Annotated in this window: 22 protein-coding genes; 12 read left to right on the forward strand and 10 right to left on the reverse strand. The window is 59.1% G+C overall.

All coding sequences use genetic code 11. From position 1 onward, the window contains the following. The first annotated feature begins 5 nt into the window (after positions 1-5). The 10 genes from rlmH (at position 6) to TU86_RS00580 (ending at position 9888) form a co-directional block, all read left to right on the forward strand. The gene (rlmH, locus tag TU86_RS00535) at positions 6-473 is read left to right on the forward strand and encodes a 23S rRNA (pseudouridine(1915)-N(3))-methyltransferase RlmH (protein WP_003444191.1); all 468 of its coding nucleotides are present in this window, start codon (positions 6-8) and stop codon (positions 471-473) included. A 12-nt stretch (positions 474-485) separates the two neighbouring features. Then, on the forward strand, positions 486-2381 hold the full coding sequence (gene mrdA, locus TU86_RS00540) for a penicillin-binding protein 2 (RefSeq protein WP_048362372.1): 1896 nt from the start codon (positions 486-488) through the stop codon (positions 2379-2381). Positions 2382-2412: 31 nt separating this feature from the next. Then, positions 2413-3516 (forward strand): rod shape-determining protein RodA, encoded by a 1104-nt coding sequence (gene rodA, locus TU86_RS00545; protein ID WP_048363005.1) that lies wholly within the window; start codon positions 2413-2415, stop codon positions 3514-3516. A 17-nt stretch (positions 3517-3533) separates the two neighbouring features. Next, entirely contained in the window at positions 3534-4544 is a 1011-nt protein-coding gene (gene mltB / locus TU86_RS00550) for a lytic murein transglycosylase B (RefSeq protein ID WP_048362373.1), read from the forward strand. Continuing rightward, positions 4544-5539: a septal ring lytic transglycosylase RlpA family protein gene (locus TU86_RS00555; protein ID WP_048362374.1), complete on the forward strand. Its 996-nt coding sequence runs from the start codon at positions 4544-4546 to the stop codon at positions 5537-5539. Before mltB ends, TU86_RS00555 begins: the two co-directional genes overlap by 1 nt. Positions 5540-5713: 174 nt before the next feature. Continuing rightward, complete coding sequence (locus tag TU86_RS00560) at positions 5714-6871, forward strand: D-alanyl-D-alanine carboxypeptidase family protein (protein ID WP_048362375.1); 1158 nt, start codon at positions 5714-5716, stop codon at positions 6869-6871. A gap of 79 nt (positions 6872-6950) precedes the next feature. Beyond that, the gene (locus TU86_RS00565; protein ID WP_048362376.1) at positions 6951-7226 is read left to right on the forward strand and encodes a DUF493 domain-containing protein; all 276 of its coding nucleotides are present in this window, start codon (positions 6951-6953) and stop codon (positions 7224-7226) included. Then, positions 7226-7879 (forward strand): lipoyl(octanoyl) transferase LipB, encoded by a 654-nt coding sequence (gene lipB, locus TU86_RS00570; protein ID WP_048362377.1) that lies wholly within the window; start codon positions 7226-7228, stop codon positions 7877-7879. The genes TU86_RS00565 and lipB overlap by 1 nt, the downstream gene beginning before the upstream one ends. Before the next feature lies 1 nt (position 7880). Continuing rightward, positions 7881-8921, forward strand: a complete 1041-nt coding sequence (lipA, locus tag TU86_RS00575; protein ID WP_048362378.1) for a lipoyl synthase — start codon at positions 7881-7883, stop codon at positions 8919-8921. Positions 8922-8925: 4 nt separating this feature from the next. Next, on the forward strand, positions 8926-9888 hold the full coding sequence (locus TU86_RS00580) for a S66 peptidase family protein (protein ID WP_048362379.1): 963 nt from the start codon (positions 8926-8928) through the stop codon (positions 9886-9888). A 50-nt stretch (positions 9889-9938) separates the two neighbouring features. Here TU86_RS00580 and TU86_RS00585 read toward each other — a convergent pair whose 3' ends face one another. The 5 genes from TU86_RS00585 to leuS form a co-directional block, all read right to left on the reverse strand. Beyond that, positions 9939-11240, reverse strand: a complete 1302-nt coding sequence (locus tag TU86_RS00585; RefSeq protein ID WP_048362380.1) for a lytic murein transglycosylase — start codon at positions 11238-11240, stop codon at positions 9939-9941. Positions 11241-11290: 50 nt separating this feature from the next. Next, positions 11291-11440, reverse strand: coding sequence for an alternative ribosome rescue factor ArfA (arfA, locus tag TU86_RS00590; protein ID WP_048362381.1), 150 nt, complete (start codon positions 11438-11440; stop codon positions 11291-11293). A gap of 102 nt (positions 11441-11542) precedes the next feature. Further along, the gene (gene holA / locus TU86_RS00595; RefSeq protein ID WP_048362382.1) at positions 11543-12580 is read right to left on the reverse strand and encodes a DNA polymerase III subunit delta; all 1038 of its coding nucleotides are present in this window, start codon (positions 12578-12580) and stop codon (positions 11543-11545) included. A 42-nt stretch (positions 12581-12622) separates the two neighbouring features. Beyond that, a complete protein-coding gene (locus TU86_RS00600; protein WP_048362383.1) occupies positions 12623-13228 on the reverse strand; it encodes an LPS-assembly lipoprotein LptE in 606 nt (201 codons plus the stop codon). A 91-nt stretch (positions 13229-13319) separates the two neighbouring features. Next, positions 13320-15926, reverse strand: a complete 2607-nt coding sequence (gene leuS / locus TU86_RS00605) for a leucine--tRNA ligase (protein WP_048362384.1) — start codon at positions 15924-15926, stop codon at positions 13320-13322. A 236-nt stretch (positions 15927-16162) separates the two neighbouring features. Here leuS and TU86_RS00610 point away from each other — a divergent pair, with 236 nt between their 5' ends. Then, complete coding sequence (locus TU86_RS00610; protein WP_048362385.1) at positions 16163-16456, forward strand: hypothetical protein; 294 nt, start codon at positions 16163-16165, stop codon at positions 16454-16456. Positions 16457-16607: 151 nt separating this feature from the next. Next, positions 16608-17369, forward strand: a complete 762-nt coding sequence (locus tag TU86_RS00615; RefSeq protein ID WP_048362386.1) for a YdcF family protein — start codon at positions 16608-16610, stop codon at positions 17367-17369. 270 nt (positions 17370-17639) lie between these two features. On the opposite strand, the gene lnt is transcribed toward TU86_RS00615, so the two are convergent. The 5 genes from lnt to miaB form a co-directional block, all read right to left on the reverse strand. Further along, a complete protein-coding gene (gene lnt, locus TU86_RS00620) occupies positions 17640-19163 on the reverse strand; it encodes an apolipoprotein N-acyltransferase (protein WP_048362387.1) in 1524 nt (507 codons plus the stop codon). Between the two features lie 22 nt (positions 19164-19185). Then, positions 19186-20025 (reverse strand): HlyC/CorC family transporter, encoded by an 840-nt coding sequence (locus TU86_RS00625; protein ID WP_048362388.1) that lies wholly within the window; start codon positions 20023-20025, stop codon positions 19186-19188. A gap of 41 nt (positions 20026-20066) precedes the next feature. Beyond that, complete coding sequence (ybeY, locus tag TU86_RS00630; protein WP_048362389.1) at positions 20067-20525, reverse strand: rRNA maturation RNase YbeY; 459 nt, start codon at positions 20523-20525, stop codon at positions 20067-20069. Further along, complete coding sequence (locus tag TU86_RS00635; RefSeq protein WP_048362390.1) at positions 20518-21537, reverse strand: PhoH family protein; 1020 nt, start codon at positions 21535-21537, stop codon at positions 20518-20520. Before TU86_RS00635 ends, ybeY begins: the two co-directional genes overlap by 8 nt. A gap of 129 nt (positions 21538-21666) precedes the next feature. Continuing rightward, complete coding sequence (gene miaB, locus TU86_RS00640) at positions 21667-22995, reverse strand: tRNA (N6-isopentenyl adenosine(37)-C2)-methylthiotransferase MiaB (protein WP_048362391.1); 1329 nt, start codon at positions 22993-22995, stop codon at positions 21667-21669. Positions 22996-23079: the final 84 nt, after the last annotated feature.

A 23079-nucleotide genomic window follows, 5' to 3' on the forward strand; every position in this document is an offset into this window, starting at 1 on the left:
TCGCTGTGCGCCTGCGTTTGATCGCTGTCGGTTCGCGTATGCCCAAGTGGGTGGAAGAAGGCTGGCATGAATATGCCAAGCGTCTGCCATCCGAGCTGGCGCTCGAACTGGTAGAAATACCGCTCAATACCCGTGGCAAGAATGCCGACGTGGCCCGTTTTATCCGTCAGGAAGGCGAGGCCATGCTGGCCAAAGTCGGCCCGGGCGAGCGGATTGTCACGCTGGAAGTGCACGGTAAGCCCTGGAGTACCGAGCAACTGGCGGTCGAACTCGACCGCTGGCGCCTGGACTCGCGCACGGTCAACTTCATGGTGGGCGGGCCTGAAGGGCTGGCACCCGAAGTGTGCGCGCGTGCCGATCAACGCTGGTCGTTGTCGCCGTTGACGTTGCCACACCCGTTGGTAAGGATTCTGATTGGTGAGCAGTTGTATCGCGCCTGGACGGTTCTGTCCGGGCACCCTTATCACAAATAGTCAGCGTCCTGAATGTCTCAGCCGATTCGCCTCAAAGACCACGAGAAAGACGCACGCCTTGTGCGCAGCCGCGTCGTGGTCGGCGCCTGTGTCGTGGTGGCGCTCATTTGTGCGCTGATCGTGCGCCTGTACTACTTGCAAGTGGTGCAGTACGAGTACCACTCGACATTGTCGGAAAACAACCGGGTGCACGTGCAGCCGATTCCCCCCACCCGTGGCCTGATTTTTGACCGCAATGGGGTGGTGATCGCCGACAACCGGCCAAGCTTCAGCCTGAGCATGACCCGCGAGCGCTCCGGCGACTGGCAACAAGTGCTCGACGTGATTGTTGAGGTGTTGCAACTCACCCCGCAGGACCGCGCACTGTTTGAAAAGCGCATGAAACAGGGGCGTCGGCCGTTTGAGCCGGTGCCCATTCTGTTTGAGCTGAACGAAGAGCAGATCGCCCGCATTGCCGTTAACCAGTTCCGCCTGCCAGGGGTGGAAGTGGTTGCGCAGTTGGTGCGTCACTACCCGCAAGGCGCGCACTTTGCGCACTCGGTGGGGTACATGGGGCGGATCAACGAAAAAGAGCTTAAAACCCTCGACCCGGTCAATTACAGCGGCACCCATCACATCGGTAAAACCGGCATCGAGCGCTTCTATGAAGCCGAGCTGCACGGGCAGGTGGGTTACGAAGAAGTTGAAACCAACGCCCGTGGCCGGGTGTTGCGCGTGCTTAAACGCACCGACCCGATCCCCGGCAAAGACATCGTGCTCAGCCTCGATATCAAGTTGCAGGAAGCCGCCGAGGAAGCGCTGGCCGGGCGCCGTGGCGCAGTTGTCGCCCTGAACCCGATGACGGGCGAGGTGCTGGCAATGGTCAGTCAACCCAGTTTTGACCCCAACCTGTTTGTGACCGGCATCAGCTTCAAGGCTTACGCCGAGTTACGCGACTCCATTGATCGCCCGCTGTTTAACCGGATTTTGCGCGGCCTGTACCCGCCGGGTTCGACCATCAAGCCTGCGGTGGCGATTGCCGGCCTCGACAGCGGCGTGATCACCGGTGCCTCGCGGGTCTACGACCCCGGTTATTACCAGTTGCCCAATTACGATCACAAATACCGTAACTGGAACCGCAGCGGTGATGGCTATGTGGATTTGGACACGGCGATCATGCGTTCCAATGACACCTACTTCTACGACTTGGCCCACAAGCTGGGCATTGACCGGCTGTCGACCTACATGAACCAGTTCGGCATTGGCCAGAAAGTCTCCCTCGACATGTTTGAAGAGTCGGCGGGGCTGATGCCGTCGCGCGAGTGGAAGCGCGCCACCCGACGTCAGGCCTGGTTTCCGGGTGAAACCCTGATTTTGGGGATCGGTCAGGGCTACATGCAGTCCACGCCTTTGCAACTGGCGCAAGCCACGGCGCTGATTGCCAGCAAGGGCAAGTGGATTCGCCCGCATCTGGCCAAGACCATCGAAGGCGTACCGCCCGTGGACCCGAACCCGATGCCTGATATCGTGCTGCGCGACCCGTCCAACTGGGCCAAGGTCAGCCACGGCATGCAGCAAGTGGTGCATGGCGCACGCGGTACGGCACGGGTCGCCGGGGCTGGCGCGCAATACCTGATTGCCGGCAAAAGTGGTACGGCGCAGGTGGTGGCCATCAAGCAAGGCGAAAAATATGACCGCTCCAAGGTTCAGGAGCGCCACCGCGACCACGCCTTGTTCGTCGGTTTTGCGCCGGCCAATAACCCGCAAATTACGGTCTCGGTGATGATTGAAAACGGCGAGGCGGGCAGCCGCGTCGCCTCGCCAGTGGTGCGCAAGGTCATGGATGCCTGGTTACTGGATGCAGACGGCAAGCTCAAACCTGAGTACGCCAGCCCTTCAAAGGCGGAGGTTTCGGCCAGTGATGAGTAATTTTGATCGCATGCTCTCCAGTGAGGATGTGATGCGTCGGCGTGCCTCGCTGCTTCAGCGCTTGCACATTGATGGCCCGCTGCTGATTTTGCTGCTGACCCTGGCAGCAGGCAGTTTGTTTGTGTTGTATTCGGCCAGCGGTAAAAGCTGGGACCTGCTGAGCAAGCAGGCGACCTCGTTCGGTATCGGTCTGGTGTCGATGTTTATCATTGCCCAGCTTGAACCCCGCTTTATGGCGCGCTGGGTGCCCATCGGCTACCTGGTCGGTGTGTTGTTGCTGGTGGTGGTGGACGTGATGGGCCACAACGCGATGGGCGCCACGCGCTGGATCAACATACCGGGGGTGATTCGTTTCCAGCCTTCGGAGTTCATGAAAATTTTGATGCCGGCGACCATCGCCTGGTATCTCTCCAAGCGCACCTTGCCCCCGCAGCTCAAGCACGTCGCTATCAGTTTGATGCTGATCGGCGTGCCGTTTGCGCTGATTGTGCGCCAGCCCGACCTTGGCACCGCGTTGCTGGTGCTGGCGGGCGGAGCGTTTGTGCTGTTTATGGGCGGTTTGCGCTGGCGCTGGATTCTCAGCGTATTGGCGGCCACCATCCCGGTGGCGGTGGCCATGTGGTTTTTCGTGATGCACGACTACCAGAAGCAGCGGGTACTGACCTTTCTCGACCCTGAAAGCGACCCGTTGGGCACCGGCTGGAACATCATTCAGTCCAAGGCGGCTATCGGTTCTGGCGGGGTGTTTGGCAAAGGCTGGCTGTTGGGCACCCAGTCGCATCTGGACTTTCTGCCCGAAAGCCACACCGACTTCATCATCGCGGTGATGGGCGAAGAATTCGGCCTGGTAGGGATTTGCGCATTGCTGCTGATCTACCTGCTGTTGATTGGTCGCGGCCTGGTGATTACGGCCCAGGCCCAGACGCTGTTCGGCAAATTGCTGGCCGGCAGCCTGACCATGACGTTTTTTGTTTATGTTTTCGTCAACATCGGTATGGTCAGTGGCCTGTTGCCGGTGGTGGGCGTGCCATTGCCGTTTATAAGCTACGGCGGAACTTCGCTCGTCACGCTGCTGTCAGCGTTTGGGGTTTTGATGTCGATCCACACGCATCGCAAGTGGATCGCGCAAGTTTGATTAAGGTGAATTATTCAATGCAAGTAATGCGTGGCTGGGCCGCTCGATACGCGTCATGGGTAGGCCTGTTGGGTCTGTTCGGGGCGGCGCAAGGCGCGGTGGCCGGCGACTACGAAGGCTCACCCCAAGTGGCTGAGTTTGTCGGTGAAATGACCCGCGACTACGGGTTTGCCGGCGAACAGCTGATGGACGTGTTTCGCCAGGCTCAGCGCAAGCAGAGCATTCTCGACGCTATTTCGCGTCCTGCCGAGCGCGTCAAGCAGTGGAAAGAATACCGCCCCATCTTTATTTCTGATGCCCGTGTTGCCCGCGGTGTCGATTTTTGGCGCGAGCACGAAGCCGTACTGGCCCGTGCCGAGCAGGAATACGGTGTTCCGGCACAGGTGATTGTGTCGATCATCGGCGTTGAAACCTTCTACGGTCGCAACACCGGCAATTATCGGGTGATCGACGCGTTGTCGACCCTGGGCTTTGATTACCCGCCACGGGCCGAGTTCTTCCGCAAGGAGCTGCGTGAGTTCCTGTTGTTGGCCCGTGAAGAGCAGGTCGACCCGTTGACCCTTAAAGGCTCGTACGCGGGTGCGATGGGCTTGCCGCAATTTATGCCGAGCAGCTTTCGCGCTTACGCCGTGGACTTTGACGGCGACGGCCACATCAACATCTGGAGCAACCCGGACGACGCGATTGGCAGCGCTGCCAGCTACTTCAAGCGTCATGGCTGGGTGGCCGGTGAGCCGGTGGTGATTCGCGCCGACGTTCAGGGCGAGCGGGTCGACGAAGGCTTGACCCAAGGCATCGAGCCGGTGAAAACCGTCGGGGAGTTGCGAGCGCTGGGGTGGTCGAGTCATGATGCGCTGCCTGACGACATGCCGGTCACCGCGTTCCGTCTCGAAGGCGAAAACGGCCCTGAATACTGGATGGGCCTGAAGAATTTTTACGCGATCACGCGCTACAACCGTAGCGTGATGTACGCCATGGCAGTGCACCAACTGTCCGACCTGCTGGTTCAAGCACGGGGCACTAAGTAATGCCGTTTCTAGCGATCCGCACACCTCTTAAAGTCGCTGCCTGCGCCGCCCTTGCGTTGCTGGTGGTGAGCTGCTCCAGCAGCCGCACCGCCGCGCCACAAAAGTCGACTGCCGTTGTTCGCGCCACGCCGGGGCTGGACATCAACCGCGCGCACAAAGACGGCGCGCCGTGGTGGGACGTGGACGTCTCGCGCATCCCCGATGCCACCCCGACCCTGCACACCGGGCCCTACAAGGCCAACCCGTACACCGTGCTGGGTAAAACCTACTTCCCGATTCAAGAGTCCAAGACCTATGTCGCATCGGGTACTGCCTCTTGGTACGGCACCAAGTTTCATGGTCAAAACACCGCCAATGGCGAGGTGTATGACCTGTACGGCATGAGCGCCGCGCACAAAACCCTGCCACTGCCCAGCTACGTCAAAGTGACCAACCTGGACAACGGTAAAGCTGTAGTGCTGCGGGTCAACGACCGTGGCCCGTTCTACTCCGACCGCATCATTGACTTGTCTTATGCGGCGGCCAAAAAACTTGGCTATGCCGAAACCGGTACGGCGCGGGTCAAGGTTGAAGGCATTGACCCGCAAGCGTGGTGGGCGCAGCGCGGTCGCCCGGCGCCGTTGATGCTCAATGAGCCAAAAATGGCTCAGAATGCACCCGGCCCTACGGTGTCGACCGGCAAGGTTGAACAATGGACCCCACCTGCGCAGCAGCACGCGAGTGATGTTGTACCGGTGCCAGGCATGGCCAGTGGCCACGGCACGTACTTGCAGGTCGGCGCATTTGCCAACCCGGACGCGGCAGAGTTGCTTCGCTCCAAGCTCAGTGGCATGGTCAGCGCTCCGGTGTTCATCAGTTCAATTGTGCGCAATCAACAAACCTTGCACCGTGTACGACTGGGGCCAATTGCCTCGGCCGGTGAAGTACAGCAAGCGCAAAACAGCGTGCGTCTGGCCAACTTGGGCCAGCCAAGCGTTGTGACATCGGATCAGTAACACTGATTAACGCGTTGGGCCTTGAACCTTCGAGGCTCAAACGCAGTTGTGGCGGCGAAGAATAAAAGCCCTGTGAGGGCCACGCTGCAACTGAATACGCGACAGCCCGTCAAACGGCTGTCACAACAGTTTTGCCCGCGAGGGTAAGTTTCCATTAACAATTTCGAGAGACGGATGAACATCACCACCTTTGCCAAACGCCTGTGCCTGCTTGTCCCGCTGATCATTACGCCTGCTGCCTTTGCAGCCGAAATGATGCCGTCGCCGCCGCAGCTTGCCGCCAAGTCCTACGTGCTCATGGATGCCAGCAGCGGTAACGTGCTGGTTGAGAACAATGGCGATCAACGCCTGCCGCCTGCCAGCCTGACCAAGCTGATGACCGCGTACATTGCGACCCTGGAAATCCGTCGTGGCCAGATCGGTGAAAACGATCCGGTCACCGTCAGCGAAAATGCCTGGCGTACCGGTGGTTCGCGGATGTTCATCAAAGTCGGTTCCCAGGTATCGGTCAGCGACTTGCTGCACGGGATCATCATTCAGTCGGGTAACGACGCCAGCGTTGCGCTGTCCGAACACATTGCCGGCAGTGAAGACGCGTTCGCCGACCTGATGAACAAAACCGCGGGCGAGTTGGGCATGACCAACAGCCACTTCATGAACCCGACCGGTCTGCCAAACCCGGATCACTACTCGTCGGCGCACGACATGTCGTTGCTGGCACGCGCGATCATCCACGAAGACCCGACTCACTATGCGATCTACTCGCAGAAGGAGTTCTTCTGGAACGGCATCAAGCAGCCTAACCGCAACCTGCTGCTGTGGCGCGACAAAACCGTTGATGGCCTGAAAACCGGTCATACCGATGAAGCGGGCTACTGCATGGTGTCGTCGGCTGTGCGTGATGGCATGCGTTTGATCGCGGTGGTGTTCGGCACCAACAGCGAGGCGGCCCGTGCTGCCGAGACGCAAAAGCTGCTGACCTACGGTTTCCGTTTCTTCGAAACCCAGACCTTCTACCAGAAGGGCACTGAGCTGGCGCAAGCACCGGTCTGGAAAGGCACCACCAACCAGGTCAAAGCAGGTCTGGCCGATGATCTGACCCTGACCCTGCCTAAAGGCCAGTTGAAAAAGCTCGCGGCCAGCATGACCATGAACCCGCAACTGATGGCGCCGATCGCCAAAGGTGACGTGATCGGCAAGGTTGAAGTCAAACTCGACGATAAAGTTGTTCACAGTGCCGACTTGATCGCACTTGAACCCGTTGAGGAAGGTGGAATTTTCCGACGCGTGTGGGATAGCATCCGTCTATTCTTCTACGGGTTGTTCAACTGATTGCACCCACCTGTGTGACCCCTTGCCTACCCGGCACGGGGTCATGTCTGTAGTTCCGGGCTTACGAGGCCAATACGCCATGAGCGATACCGAAGTAAAGGCGCCAAAGATCGAATTCCCTAACGTGGATTACCCGGTTAAGGTGATCAGCGACACGGGTGTGGGCAACAAAGACAAGATCATCGACATCGTGAAGAAACACGCGAAGGTCAACGATGAGCGTGTCGACGAACGTCAAAGCACCAATGGCAAGTACACAACGATCCAGTTGCACATCGTGGCAACGGATCAGGATCAGCTCTACAACATCAACAGCGAACTGCGGGCTACCGGCTTCGTGCACATGGTGTTGTGATGTCGCAGGTCTTGGGTATTCGCGAGCTGGGTCAGCTTGACTACGAGCGCACCTGGCTGGCGATGCAACGCTTCACCGAAGCACGCAAGCAACAACCGGACACCCAAGATGAAGTCTGGCTGGTGCAGCATCCGCCGGTGTTTACCCAAGGTCAGGCAGGCAAGGCCGAGCACCTGCTGTTGCCGGGTGATATCCCGGTGGTCAAATCGGACCGCGGCGGGCAGGTGACGTACCACGGGCCCGGTCAGATGGTCGCTTATCTGTTGCTGGACGTTCGCCGGTTAGGGTTTGGCGTACGTGAGCTGGTCAGCCGGATGGAGCGCTGCCTGATCGAGCTGCTCGCCAGCTATGGCGTGAACGCCCAGGCCAAAGTGGATGCGCCGGGTGTCTATGTCGACGGCGCCAAAATCGCCTCACTGGGCCTGCGGATTCGCAATGGCTGCTCTTTCCACGGTCTGGCCCTGAATGTGGACATGGATCTGGAACCGTTTCGACGGATTAACCCCTGTGGTTATGCGGGGCTGGCGATGACCCAGTTGCGTGACCATGCAGGCCCGATTGAATTTGCCGAGGTGAGTGCCCGATTGCGTGCGCAACTCGTCAAACACCTCGACTATGCTGAGCAGACGACCCTCACGGGCGGAATCGATTGATATGACTACTGCGCAAGACGCTGTTCAAACCCTGATCCCTACGCTGGACATCTCCGAACGTGCAGCCCGCGCCAGCGAGGCCCGTTCCAAGGTTGAGACCGGCGTTAAATTGCGCGGTGCCGAGAAGGTTGCGCGTATCCCGGTCAAGATCATTCCGACCACCGAGTTGCCGAAGAAGCCTGACTGGATTCGTGTGCGCATCCCGGTATCGCCTGAAGTCGACCGTATCAAAGCGTTGCTGCGCAAGCACAAGCTGCACAGCGTGTGCGAAGAGGCCTCCTGCCCGAACCTGGGCGAATGCTTCTCCGGTGGTACGGCGACGTTCATGATCATGGGCGACATCTGCACCCGTCGCTGCCCGTTCTGCGACGTGGGCCATGGACGACCGAAGCCACTGGACGTCAATGAGCCAGAAAGCCTGGCGGTCGCCATTGCTGACTTGCGTTTGAAGTACGTGGTGATCACCTCGGTCGACCGTGATGACCTGCGTGACGGTGGTGCGCAGCACTTTGCCGATTGCATCCGTGAAATCCGCAAATTGTCGCCGAACGTGCTGCTCGAAACGCTGGTGCCCGACTACCGTGGGCGCATGGACGTCGCGTTGGAAATCACCGCTGCCGAGCCGCCTGACGTGTTCAACCACAACCTCGAAACCGTGCCGCGCCTCTACAAGGCTGCGCGTCCGGGTTCCGACTACCAGTGGTCGTTGACCTTGCTGCAACGCTTCAAGCAAATGATGCCGCACATCCCGACCAAGTCCGGCTTGATGCTGGGCCTGGGTGAAACGGACGAAGAAGTCATTGAAGTGATGAAGCGCATGCGTGAGCACGACATCGACATGCTGACGTTGGGCCAATACCTGCAACCGTCGCGCAGCCACTTGCCGGTGCAGCGTTTTGTTCACCCGGACGTCTTCGCCTGGTTCGCCGAGGAAGGCTACAAAATGGGCTTCAAAAACGTCGCCTCGGGCCCCTTGGTGCGTTCTTCGTACCATGCCGATGAGCAGGCCAAGCTGGTTAAAACCATGTTGGTTGGTGAGTAAACGCATGAATAGCCGGCTTACCGCGCAGGTGTCCTACAAGGCCCACAGCGCGGTGCCCGCGCTACCCGCTGGCGGGGTGATCGGCCTGATCGCCCCGGCAGGCCCCGCCGAACTTGACCTGACCCTTGCGACCCAATGGATACAAGCGCGCGGCTATCAACTGCGTGTGTTTCCTGGCGTCTGGGAAAAGGACGGTTATCTGGCAGGCGCTGATGCAACTCGCTTGCGCGATCTGCACGACGCGTTTGAGGATGACAGCATTGACGCCATTTTGTGCATGCGCGGCGGCTATGGCAGCCCTCGCTTGCTCGACGGCATCGATTTTGAGCGACTTAAACGTCATCCAAAACCGTTCATCGGTTATAGCGACATCACCGCGCTGCACTTGGCGATCACCCGTTATGCAGGCTTTGTGACCTTTCACGGGCCGATGCTTAACGCTGACTTGCTGGGTGACAAGCAGGCGCCCACCGAATCTTCGTTGTTGGACATGCTCAGCGGCCGTCAAGGACCACAGTTGGCCCACCCGGCTGCCTTTCCCTTGACCACCGTGGCACCGGGCGTTGCCTGTGGTCGTTTACTGGGCGGCAATCTGGCGATGATCTGCGCCATGATGGGCACAGCGTTCGAACTGGATGCGGACGACATCATTCTGTTTATCGAAGACGTCAACGAGCCGCTGTACCGGATAGACCGCTTCTTGACGCAGTTGCGCCTGGCGGGCAAGTTTGCCGGGTTGCGCGGGGTCTTGGTGGGGGATGTGGCGGGTGTTGACCACGAGGCGTTGATCCGACTGGTGGGGCAGACGTTTGAGCCTTTGGGCATTCCCGTGCTGGCAGGTTGGCGGAGTGGGCATTGCGACCCGAACCTTACGTTGCCGATGGGCGCTTTGGTGAGTCTGGATGCTGATCGCCAGCAGTTGGTGCTAGAGCAGTGCGTGGTTTCGATCAACAACCATAAGGCTTGAAGCCCCTCACCCCAACCTCTCCAGGGAAACGGTTGGGGTGAGGACGATGCCTACGGGTTACGCAAGCTTTCGAGCAGCTTATGGGATGGATAGCCATCTGCTGGCCAGCCCAAGGCTTGCTGCGCGCTACGGATCGCCTTACGGGTATTCGCCCCGATAATCCCGTCCGCTTTGCCCGCATCGTAATGGCGGTTGCTGAGCAGGGTTTGCAGTTCGACACGCTCTGAGCGGCTTAGTGGTCGCTCATCCTTGGGCCAGTCCCCTTTGATCGTCCCTTGGCCTGCGAATCGCTCAGACAACAAACCCACGGCCAGTGCGTAGGACGATGAGTTGTTGTATCGAAGGATGGCGCGGAAGTTATCCAGCACCAAAAATGCCGGGCCACGGTACCCGGCCGGTAACAACAAGGTGGCGCTCAATTGATCAGCTCCCGCCGCGTTGGCTGGCAAAATGACACCGATCTTTTGCCACTCGCCAACAGATTTGCGTACCGCGCCGTCAGCCAGTGCATAGTCGAAACCGCCTGGCAGGTTCACTTCAAAGCCCCACGGCTGACCTTGCTTCCAGCCGGAGCTTTGCAGGTAGTGCGCAGTTGAGGCCAGGGCGTCGGCCGAGCTGTTCCAGATATCGCGGCGACCATCACCATCGAAATCGACCGCATGGGTTTCATAGGTGGTGGGGATGAACTGGGTTTGCCCCATCGCACCCGCCCATGAACCGAGCATTTTCTCGGGCGAAATGTCGCCCTCCTGAATGATTTTCAGCGCGGCGATCAGTTGGCTCTGGGCAAACTCCGGGCGGCGACCTTCATAGGCGAGGGTGGCCAGTGAACGAATCACCGACTTGTTGCCCTGAAACGTACCGAAGTTGCTTTCCATGCCCCACACCGACACCAAAGCCTGGCGGTCAACGCCATAGCGCTGTTCGATGCGGCTCAGCAATTGGGCATTCTGCTCCAGCAGGCGTTGACCGTTACGCACGCGCAAAGGGGAGAGGGCACCGTCAAGGTACTCCCACACCGGGCGGCTGAATTCAGGTTGGCTGCGGTCGGCCTTGATCACGCCCATGTCCGGGGTGATGTCTTTGAAGGCGTTATCAAACACCAGCGGGTTGATCCCGGCTTTAAGGGCTTGAACGCGGAAATTGGCTTGCCACTCGCTGAAGCTTTGAGCGGGCTGTATGTCGAGGTTATCTGCAGCAGGCGCCGAGATCACCGCAGGTGCGGCAGGCGTCACAGGCAGGGGTTGAGCATCGGCTGCGGTGGGTTTCTCTGCGCAGGCGACTAAAAGGATGACGCTAGAAGCAGCGATCAGTTGGCGCATCGGCCAACGGCGTGTATGACTTGAGGGCATGCGCAGGTCCAGGTAATGCGAATCAGAGGCAGACCTTAACATTCCCGTCGTCAGGCAGCTAGAAGGTAAAAAGCCTCCCGGTCTCTCGACTGGAAGGCTTCGCGGCGGTAGCTGCCTTTGCCTTTGGCGGGGCGTTCCTGGCGGCTGCGGAACAAGGGTTGGGCGACAATGGATTTGGCCTTGTTGGGGCGCTTGCTCATGGCATTGACTCTCGCTGGATTAAACACGGCCAAATCATCGGCCAGTTATTCAGCGTTGTCCAGAGGGCATGCTGCACCCCAAGTTCCTGCGGGGCGAGGTGTTTACTCCGCAGGCAGATTCAGACGTTGCCCACACATCAGCAGCGTTAATCGACTCAAGCTGCTCCAGGCAGAACCCGACGCCTGGCCTTTTATTTGTGCATCAATACGTTGCGCGTCCATCAACAGGTGCGCCCAGCGTTGTGCGGAATAACGTTGCAAGGCTTTGCTCATCAGGGGTTTGCGTTTATCCCACACCGGTGGCCGGGCTTGGCTGAAGGCTTTGTCCAGTGGGGTGCCCTGGCTGTATTGCAATGCAATATTGGCCAGCACCCGCAGTTCGCGCGCCAGTGCCCACAAAATCACAGGTGGCTCGACACCTTCGCCGCGCAAGCCTTCGAGCATGCGCAGCGCATGGGTGGCCTCGCCATTGAGTACCGCGTCGACCAGCCCGAACACATCAAAACGCGCGCTGTCCGCTACGGCCGCTTGCACGGTCTCGACGGTGATCTGGCCTTCTTCAGCCATCAGTTTGAGCTTTTCGATTTCTTGGGCGGCGGCCAGTAAGTTGCCTTCGACCCGAGCCGCGATCAGTTCGACAGCTTCATGCGTTGCTGAAAGACCGGCCTGAGACAAACGCTGACGAATCCATTGCGGCAATTGATTGGCGTCGACCGGCCAGATTTGCACGAACTGAGTGTGCGCGCCTTCAACCAGAGCCTTGCCCCACTTGGTTTTCTGCGCGCTGCCATCGAGTTTGGGCAAGCTGATCAACAGCAGTGTGTCTTCGGCGGGGCGGGCGCAATACTCGATCAGTGCAGCAGCCCCTTTATCGCCCGGTTTGCCGGAAGGCAGGCGCAGTTCCAGCAGTCGCTTTTCAGCAAACAGTGACATGCTGGCGCCCGCTTGCAGCAGTGAACCCCAGTCAAAACTGGCGTCAGCGCTGAATACCTGGCGTTCGTCGTAACCTTGTTGGCGGGCGGTACTGCGAATGGCGTCTGCGGCTTCCTGGCACAGCAACGGGTCATCGCCGCTGATGATATAGACCGGCGACAGGTTGCCTTGCAGGTGTTTGGCAAGTTGAGCGGGGGCGAGTTTCATAGGACTTGATAGATGACGGGGCGCCTGAGCGCCCCGTATGCCTTACTGATTGGGTACTTCGAGTGGCGACTGTTGCGGGGTCGCCTCTTGCGCTTTGCGCGCGGCTTCGAGAGCGTCGGCTTCAGCCTTTGCCTTCTCGTCAGCCACTTGTTGCAATTTGGCCAACTGCTCAGGCGTGAGCTGCTCCAGGCGTAGCACCATCTGTTGCACCAGTTCACGACGCATTTCGCCGCGAATCATGGTGGCTTCCTGGCCAGAGCCAGTGATGTTGCTGCTGTCCTGCAAGTAGACCTTGTGCACTTCAATCTTGTTGTCGAGCAACGGCAGATTGTGGTCGCCACGGATCTCGTAGTTCAGCACGTTGGTCAATTCGTACTCTACCGTGCCGCCATTGCCCGCATAGCTGGCAGCGCGCTGGGTTTCTTGCTCGTTGGTCAGGATCAGGTGATACGGCGCGCCGGCAGAGATTTTTACGCCGCTGTTTTCCAGTACCTGACGCAGTTGACGCACGGTATCGCCATAAGCATTACGCGCGGTCACATCGAGTTCAGTAATGGACAACTGATTGGTGCCTGTGCCACGCAGCTGGAAGCCGCAGGCGCTCAGCAGTACCGCGAGGCCCATCACCAGCAAATTGCGTTTGATCATGTGTTGCTCCCCTTGAAACCAGATAGGCCGACTGAGCGGCCCGGAAGGTTTTATTGGGCGCCCGCACGTAGGGCGGGGCGCCTGTTCCAATTTAGCTGGCGACGATGTTGACCAGTTTGCCCGGCACAACGATGACCTTGCGGATCGTCAGGCCTTCGGTGAAGCGCAACACGTTTTCGTTGATACGGGCAGCCGCTTCAATGTCTTCGCGGCTGGCAGCGGCGGGCATGTCAATTTGCCCGCGCAGCTTGCCGTTGACCTGGATCACCAGTTGCAGCGTGTCTTGCACCAACGCGCTTTCGTCCAGTGTTGGCCACGGCGCGTCGATGATGGCGTCGATGTGACCCAGCTGATTCCACAGCTCATGGCTGATGTGCGGGGTGATCGGTGCCAACAGCAGCGCCACGGTTTCCAGGCCCTCTTGCAGCAGGGCGCGGTCTTGTTCGGTGGTTTGCGGCGCTTTTTCCAGCACGTTCATCACGGTCATCACTTGCGCGACGGCGGTGTTGAATTTGTGATGCTGGCCGACGTCCTGGCTCGCTTGTTTGATGGCGTGGTGAATGGCGCGGCGAATGACTTTTTGCTCGTCGTTCAGGGTGCCGATGTCCAGCGGGCCAGGCAGGCCCTGGCCAACGTGGGCATGGGCCAGACGCCATACACGCTTGAGGAAGCGGTGCGAACCTTCAACACCTGCGTCCGACCATTCGAGGCTGGCATCGGGTGGCGAAGCAAACATCATGAACAGGCGGCAGGTATCGGCGCCGTATTGTTCGATCATCGATTGCGGGTCAACGCCGTTGTTCAGCGACTTGGACATTTTTTGCGTGCCGCCGATTTCAACCGGCAGACCGTCCGACTTCAGCGTAGCGCCGATGATCTTGGCCTTCGCGTCACGCACGACGTCTACGTCGTCCGGGTTGAAGTAGTCCTTGCCACCGTTGTCCAGCGTACGGAAATAGGTGTCGGCAATCACCATGCCTTGGGTCAGCAGGTTCTTGAACGGCTCGTTGGAGCCGACCAGACCCTCGTCGCGCATCAATTTGTGGAAGAAGCGCGCGTACAGCAGGTGCAAGATCGCGTGTTCGATGCCGCCGATGTACTGATCGACAGGCAGCCAGTGGTCAGCCGCAGCCTTTTCGACCAGGCCACCTTCATAGTGCGGTGAGGCGTAGCGGGCGTAGTACCACGACGACTCGACGAAGGTGTCCATCGTGTCGGTTTCACGCTTGGCCGGTGCGCCGCATTTCGGGCAGCTGCACTCATAGAACTCAGGCATGCGCGCCAATGGCGAACCGGCGCCATCGGGTACGACGTCTTCTGGCAGCACAACAGGCAGTTGGTCTTCAGGGACTGGCACATCGCCGCAGGTGTCGCAATGCACGATAGGAATCGGGCAGCCCCAGTAGCGTTGACGGCTCACGCCCCAGTCGCGCAGACGGAATTGAGTGCGCGATTGACCCAGGCCTTTGGCTGTCAAGGCCGCTTCCATCGCAGCAAAGGCGGCGTCGAAGTCTAGGCCATCGAACTCGCCGGAATTGATCAGCGTGCCGTGTTCGTTGTACGCGTCCTGCCAAGGTGAAGGCGAGGCATCGCCCGCGCTGGTGCGTACGACCGATTTGATCGGCAGGTTGTATTGGGTGGCGAATTCGAAATCGCGCTCGTCGTGTGCCGGCACGGCCATCACTGCGCCATCGCCGTAGTGCATCAACACATAGTTGGCGACCCACACCGGGAGCTTTTCACCGGTCAGTGGATGCTCGACGAACAGCGAAGTCGGCAGGCCCTTTTTCTCTTGGGTGGCCATGTCGGCTTCAGCGACACTGCCGCCTTTGCATTCGGCGATGAAGGCTTGCAGCTCAGGATTGCCTTGCGCGGCCTGGGTGGCCAGCGGGTGTTCAGCGGCAACGGCCACATAGGTGGCGCCCATCAGGGTGTCAGGGCGGGTAGTAAAGACTTTGAGCGTGCCCGCTTCGCCGATGGAATCGACGTTATACGGGAACTGCACTTCCATGCCGCGCGATTTGCCAATCCAGTTGCGCTGCATGGTTTTGACCTGCTCGGGCCAGCCCGGCATGTCGTCCAGGCCCTCAAGCAGTTCATCGGCGTAAGCGGTGATCTTGAAGTAGTACATCGGGATTTCGCGTTTTTCGATCACCGCGCCCGAACGCCAGCCGCGGCCGTCGATCACTTGCTCGTTGGCCAGAACGGTCTGGTCGACCGGGTCCCAGTTCACGGTGCCGTTTTTGCGGTAGATCACCCCTTTTTCGAACAGGCGGGTAAACAGCCATTGTTCCCAGCGGTAGTAATCAGGCTTGCAGGTGGTGATTTCGCGCGACCAGTCGACGGCCAAACCCAGGCTGCACAGCTGGGTTTTCATGTAGGCGATGTTGTCGTAGGTCCATTTGGCCGGTGCGACCTTGTTTTTCATCGCGGCGTTTTCGGCTGGCATGCCGAACGCGTCCCAACCCATGGGTTGCAACACGTTTTTACCGAGCATGCGCTGGTAACGGGAGATCACGTCGCCAATGGTGTAGTTGCGCACGTGCCCCATGTGTAGCTTGCCGCTTGGGTACGGGAACATCGATAGGCAGTAGAACGTTTCCTTGCCTAGATCTTCGCTGACTTCGAAGGACTTTTGGGTGTCCCAGAATGATTGGGCGGCGGCTTCTATTTCACGGGGCTGATAATGTTCGTGCATGGCTACTTGTACTAATAAAGGGTGGCCTAATCCTCTTCAACCTATGGCCGGCTATTGTGTTGCCCGGTCATGTTGGAGTAGGGGTTACAGGAAGTTCCGTAGCATACATGACCCCACTCTATCGAGGGAAACCCTGATTGCCTCTGCCTTCCGTTGGTCGCTGCAATGCACCGGCTTTGCGAGCGCAGCTAAGCTTGATCTCGGGGGTGATCTATTTCCTTCGATGAGGTGAACGGATGGCAGAAACGCAACGCACAGCAATAACGTCGCAGGTGTATGAGCGGCTGATTAACCGTTTGGGCGTGGCCCTTGATTCAGCAAAAACGGCAGTGCAGTTACGTGATGAGCGCCCTGCCGAACTGGAATTGCGAGGCTTGAGTCGTGCCGAGCTGGAGTTGATCAACGCATATTTGAACCGGAGCGAGCGCGAGGCCGATGGCCGTTCGCAAGGCAGCAGTAATGTGCAGCATGCGCCCCCGACAGCCAAGGTCATCTGGCTCAAGGACAGGGTTAAGGGAGCAAAGGGGTAGCACGGCCATTCACGCTGTGCTCGTGAGTCATGGTTTGATGCAGTACGTGTCCCAGGGTTGATGAAGCAGGCTTTTTTATTCAGTCACTCACGTTGCCTGTTGTTGCATCGGTTCAACCCCCTTAGGCTTCGGGCATCTTTGGAGATGCTCGATGCCTATTCGATATTTCGTTAAACAACTTCTTTTACCGCCCGGCATTCTGCTGCTGATTTTGGTGCTTGCCTGGTGGTTGCGTCGTTCCCGTCCACGCTTGGCAGGCGCTCTATTTGCCGTGGGTGTGGCTGGCTTTTGGTTGATGAGCTTGCCGGTTGTGGTGGAGTGGAGTGCGCGTGCACTGGAGCGTGAACCGGCGTTGGCCCAAAGCGAATGGTCGACTTTGGCACAGCGCGCCGACGCGATCGTGGTATTGGGGTCGGGCCGTGAGCGTGGCGATCCGGCGTGGGGCAGTGACCAGCCAACGGGCACCGGATTAGAGCGCCAGCGTTATGCGGCACGGTTGGCTAAAGCATCGGGCTTGCCGCTGCTGACCACAGGCGGCTTGCACTACGGTACGCCGCCCAGTGAGGCTCAGTTAATGGCTGACTCGCTGCGCGATGACTTTGGCGTGCAGGTGCGCTGGAAGGAAGAACAAAGCCGTACCACTTGGGAAAACGCCCAAATGACCGCCGATATTTTGTTGCCGCAAGGCATCAAGCGCGTGGTCGTAGTGACGCAGGCCTGGCACATGCCGCGTTCGGTCTGGAGCTTTGAGCAAGCCGGTTTCGACGTGGTGCCCGCGCCCGTCGGGTTTCTGGGGCGAGACAACGCCCGGCCTTTGGGCGGCTGGATGCCAGAATTCAAGTCGATCTGGCAGTCGGGGCAATTGCTGAACGAAGCCGCAGGGCAAGTGGCGTATCCGCTGTTTTACCGCTGATACGCACCCGCCATTACAGCGATGACTTTGCCAGGCGCTGCCCAGGTATGAGGTTGTGCTCAAGCCCCCAGTACCCGTAAATCCGCTCAACGCGCGGTAGTCGCTGACGAGGTGCGAGGTTGCGATCAGGGGCGCAGCAGCCGTCAATTCAAACTCTGCGATAGGCCTGGGGTTGCGAGCTGAATGCCTTGGCGACGGTTACGCCGCCCGCCGCAACCGCGCAGTGTGCTTTCAAGCTTGATCGGTCTCAGCGTCTCGACCGGGCGCTTGCTACACCGTTTTGGCAATCCGGCTGGTGATCAACGCCCAGCCAATCAGCAGGCCACACAGAATGACCAACGGCCACGAGCGCCATTGCAGGTAAGGCGTGAGGTTGTGCATCGGCACCACTTCGCCGTACAAAATCCCGCGCTCGAATTGCGGGATCTGCGCGGTGATTTGGCCATACGGGTTAATCAACCCGGTGACGCCATTGTTAGTCGCGCGAATCATCCAGCGGCCCGCCTCCAGTGCGCGCATCTGCGCCATCTGCAAGTGTTGCAACGGGCCAATCGAGGTGCCGAACCAGGTGTCGTTGCTGATGGTCAGCAAAATGTCGCTCTTGGCCGCCAGGCTGGCCGCGAAATCCGGGTACACCACTTCGTAGCAAATAAACGGCGCGATCTGATAACCCTTGGCTTGCAGCAGCGCCTGCTCGGCCGGGCCGCGTGCGAAGTCGGACATCGGCAGGTCGAAGAAGGCAATCAGTCCGCGCAACACATCTTGCAACGGCACGTACTCGCCAAACGGCACCAGTTTTTGTTTCAGGTAGGTGCCGTCCGCTTCGCCTACGGCCGTGATGCCGTTGAAAAAACGCGGTTCATGGCGTACTTCCTGTCGAATCGGTACACCGGTAATCAAGGCCGAATGCCGCTCGGCGGCGAAGCGGCCCATCATGCTCAGGTAGCCTTCAGCGTTTTCCTTGAGCACGGGAATCGCTGTTTCGGGCCAGATAATCAGGTCTGCGCGTTTGGAACTGAAGGTCATGTCACGGTACAAGGCCAACTGCGCATTCAGCTGTTCAGGGTCCCACTTCATGCTTTGTTCGATATTGCCCTGAATCGCCGCCACGCTCAGCGGGTCGCCCGAAGGGCTGGTCCATGCGTGGTGTTTGAGGGCGAGGCCGATGCACCACGGGCCGATCAGCAGTACGCAGCCTGCGCCGATAAACGCCGTGCGTTTGGCCTTGATCAAGCGCGGCAGGTTGCACAGCAGGGCTGCGGTCAGTGCCAGAGTGAAGGAAATCAGCCACATGCCACCCAGCGGAGCAAGCCCGGCCAATGGGCCGTCGAGCTGGCTGTAACCCGAATACAGCCACGGGAAACCGGTGAGGAACCAGCCGCGAAAGGCCTCTTGCGCAACCCACAGCGCAGCGAACGCCAGCGCGTCTGCCAGCGGGGCTTCATTGCGACGAATCCAGCGTGCCCACAACCAGGCGGGCAGGGCGAAAAACCACGCAATGGCCGCCGTGAACGCCAGCATTAACAACCCGGCCAGCAACACCGACGCGCCACCGAAGTTGTGGATGCTGTAGTAAATCCAGCTGGTGCCCGCGCCAAACAGGCCAAAGCCGAAACACCAGCCACGGCCCAGCGCCTGTTTGGGCGACAGGTCACGCAGGCCGAGGTAGAACATGGCCAGGGCAACCAGCGCCAGCGGCCAGATGTCGAAAGGTGCCAACGCCAAGGTTGTCAGTGCGCCGGCCACCACGGCCAGCAAGTTACCGGGCCAGCCGGGGGAGGTTATCCAGCGCATTTCAATCCTTGGTGTGGGAGGTTTAGCGGGCGATAGGCGTCAGGCGAATCAAGTGAATTCGGCGGCTGTCAGCATTCAGGATGCGGAAGCGGTAGGGGCCGATTTCAGTGATTTCATTGCGTTTTGGCAAGTGCCCGAACGCACTCATGACCAAGCCGCCGACGGTGTCGAACTCATCGTCGGAGAAGTCACTGTCGAAGAACTCGTTGAAGTTTTCGATAGGGGTCAGGGCTTTGATCAGGAAGTCGCCGCTGGGCAGCGGCTTGATGTAGCTGTCTTCTTCGACATCATGTTCGTCTTCGATATCGCCGACGATCTGTTCGAGAACGTCTTCAATCGTCACCAAACCCGCCACGCCGCCGTATTCGTCGATCACGATGGCCATGTGGTTGTGGTTGGCCCGGAACTCACGCAGCAACACGTTCAGGCGCTTGGACTCGGGGACAAACGTCGCCGGACGCAGCAAATCCTTGATGTTGTACTTGTCGCCGTTCTCTTGAAGGATCAGCGGCAGCAGGTCTTTGGCCAGCAGCACGCCAAGTACCTCGTCGTGGCTGTCGCCGATCACCGGATAGCGCGAGTGGGCTGCGTCAATGATCGCCGGGAGAAATTCGCGGGGTGTCTGGGTCGCCTTGATGCTGATCATCTGCGAACGCGGCACCATGATGTCGCGTACTTGCAGGTCAGCCACTTGAATGGCGCCTTCGACGATGGCCAGCGCTTCGCTGTCCAACAACTTGTTTTGATGGGCTTCGCGCAGCAGCTCAAGCAGCTCCTGGCGGTTTTTCGGCTCATGGGCAAAGGCCTGGGTCAGCTTACCCAACCATGACTTTTGCCCGTTGCTCGATCGGTCTTCGCTCATAGCGATTTACTCGTATCCCTTGGTAATTTCAGTGGTGTTGATCAGTTTTCGTCGTCTGCGTACGGGTCCGGATGGCCCAGTTCAGCAAGCAACGTTCGTTCCAGTGCTTCCATTTCTTCGGCTTCTTCGTCTTCTATATGGTCGTAACCCAGAAGATGCAAGCAGCCGTGAATCACCAGATGAGCCCAGTGGGCTTCAAGTGCCTTGCCTTGCTCGGCGGCTTCGCGTTCAACCACGGCGATACAAATCACCAGGTCGCCCAGTAGCGGGATATCGAGGAATTCATCGGGCACGTCGGCCGGAAAGGACAGCACGTTGGTCGCGTAGTCTTTCTGGCGCCACGTGTGATTCAGTTCGCGGGCTTCAGGCTCGTCGACCAGGCGGATGGTCATTTCCGAATCGGCGCTGCGCTGGCGCAACGCCAGTTCGCACCATTGGCGGAACTGGGCTTCAGAAGGCGCGCCTGCTTCGCTCGCCCGTTGCAGGTCAAGCTCAAGCATCGTGGCGGTAATCCTTGGCAGCTGGCAGGGCGGCCAGTTTGTCGGCAGCGTCCTGCTCATAGCGGCCATAGGCCTCTACGATGCGTTGCACCAGCGGATGGCGCACGACGTCTTTGGACTGGAAGTGCGTAAAGCTGATACCCGGCACATCCTTGAGCACTTCGATGACATGGTTAAGCCCTGACTTGGTGCCTTTAGGCAGGTCGATCTGGGTGATGTCACCGGTGATCACGGCAGTGGAGCCGAAACCGATACGGGTCAGGAACATCTTCATTTGCTCGACGGTGGTGTTCTGGCTTTCGTCGAGAATGATGAAGCTGTTGTTGAGCGTGCGACCGCGCATGTAGGCCAGCGGTGCGACTTCGATCACCTGGCGCTCGATCAGCTTGGCCACGTATTCAAAACCGAGCATCTCGTACAGGGCGTCGTACAGCGGGCGCAGGTACGGGTCGATTTTCTGCGACAGATCGCCGGGCAGGAACCCCAGTTTTTCGCCGGCCTCAACGGCCGGGCGCACCAGCAGGATGCGACGGATCTGCTCGCGCTCAAGGGCATCTACTGCGCAGGCCACGGCCAGATAGGTTTTACCCGTACCCGCCGGGCCAATGCCGAAGTTGATGTCGTTGCCCAGGATTTCTTTGACGTAGCGCTGCTGATTGATGCCGCGCGGGCGAATCATGCCCTTTTTGGTGCGCAACGAAACACTGGCTTCGGCCACGGGGTCGTTGGCGAGGTCCTGTACTGCGGATTCCTGCAAGAACAGGTGCACCATGTCTGGCGAAAGCTCGGTGGCTTTGGCCTCGCGGTACAGACGGCGCAGCAGGTTTTCTGCGGAGGACGTGATTTTTGGGTCGCCGATCAGTTCGAACTGATTGCCGCGATTGCGGATTTCGATCGCCAAGCGTTGTTCGATCAAGCGCAAATGCTCGTCCAACAGCCCGCACAGATTGGCGAAACGGCGAGCCTCAAAAGGCTCGAGGAGAAAACGATGTGGTTCGATGGGTGCGTTCAAAGTCGTTTTTAGCCGCCCTGAGGCAAATAAGAGGGTTTGAAGGATAACGCTAGCAGGTCATGGGCGAAAGGACTTCGCTGCAAATCAACTGTAGCCGCTGCCCAAGGCTGCGGCTACGTGAGGCAAGGGTCAGTTCAACAACGAACCTCGCAGCGAATGCGGCTGGGCGGCATCGATGTGCACATCGGCAAACTGACCAATCAACTGCGGGTTGTCGCAGCGGAAGTTGACGATGCGGTTGTTCTCGGTACGGCCTTGCAGTTCGCCGGGGTCTTTTTTCGAGTAGTCAGTGACCAAAATTCGCTGGGTTGAGCCCACCATTTGTCGGCTGATTTCGAAACCTTGCTGGTTCAGTCGATGCTGCAAGGCGTTGAGGCGTTCCTTCTTGCGCTCTTCTGGGGTGTCGTCTGTCAGGTCGGCGGCTGGAGTGCCGGGGCGCTGGCTGTACACAAACGAATACGAGAAGTCGAAGCCGACGTCTTCGATCAGCTTCATGGTTTGCTCGAAGTCTTTTTCGGTCTCGCCGGGGAAGCCCACGATAAAGTCCGAACTGATGCAAATGCCCGGTACGGCAGCACGCAGTTTGCGCAGTTTGGACTTGTACTCCAGCGCCGTGTGGTTGCGTTTCATGGCCGACAAAATGCGGTCAGAGCCCGATTGCACCGGCAAATGCAGGTGCTTCACCAGCTCCGGCACTTCGGCATGCGCCTGGATCAGGCTGTCCGAGAACTCCAGCGGGTGAGAGGTGGTGTACCGGATACGTTCGATCCCGTCGATGGCGGCCACCACGCGGATCAGCTCCGCCAGGTCAGCCAGGCGGCCGTCTTCGGTCAGGCCGCGATAGCCGTTGACGTTCTGCCCGAGCAGGGTGACTTCGCGCACACCGTTTTCAGCCAGGTGAATGACCTCGCCGAGTACGTCGTCGAACGGACGGCTGACTTCTTCGCCGCGGGTGTAAGGCACCACGCAGAAGGTGCAGTACTTACTGCACCCTTCCATGACCGAGACGTAGGCGCTCGGGCCGTCGATGCGTGGCTCGGGCAAGTGGTCGAATTTTTCGATTTCGGGGAATGACACATCGACCTGCGGCAGCTTGGTGATGCGCGCCGCGTCAATCATTTCAGGCAGGCGGTGCAGGGTCTGCGGGCCAAATACCACGTCAACGTAGGGCGCACGATCACGGATCGCGGCACCTTCCTGGCTGGCCACACATCCCCCGACGGCAATCACCATGTCCGGGTTGGCCAGTTTCAGCTCGCGCCAGCGGCCCAATTGCGAGTAAACGCGGTCTTGGGCGCGCTCACGAATCGAGCAGGTATTGAGCAGGATGACATCAGCGTCTTCAGCGCGCGCCGTGACTTCCAGGGCCTGATGTTCACCCAGCAGATCGACCATGCGTGAGCTGTCGTACTCATTCATCTGGCAACCGTGGGTTTCGATGTAAAGCTTCTTGGCCATGGGTGTTCATCAAGTGGTTCAAAGAACCGCGCATTATAGGGGGCATAGCCGTTGCTTCCTAGCGCTGTGCGTCTGATGGCTATG

Source organism: Pseudomonas weihenstephanensis (genome assembly GCF_001043055.1).
In the GTDB taxonomy this organism is placed as follows: Bacteria; Pseudomonadota; Gammaproteobacteria; order Pseudomonadales; family Pseudomonadaceae; genus Aquipseudomonas; species Aquipseudomonas weihenstephanensis.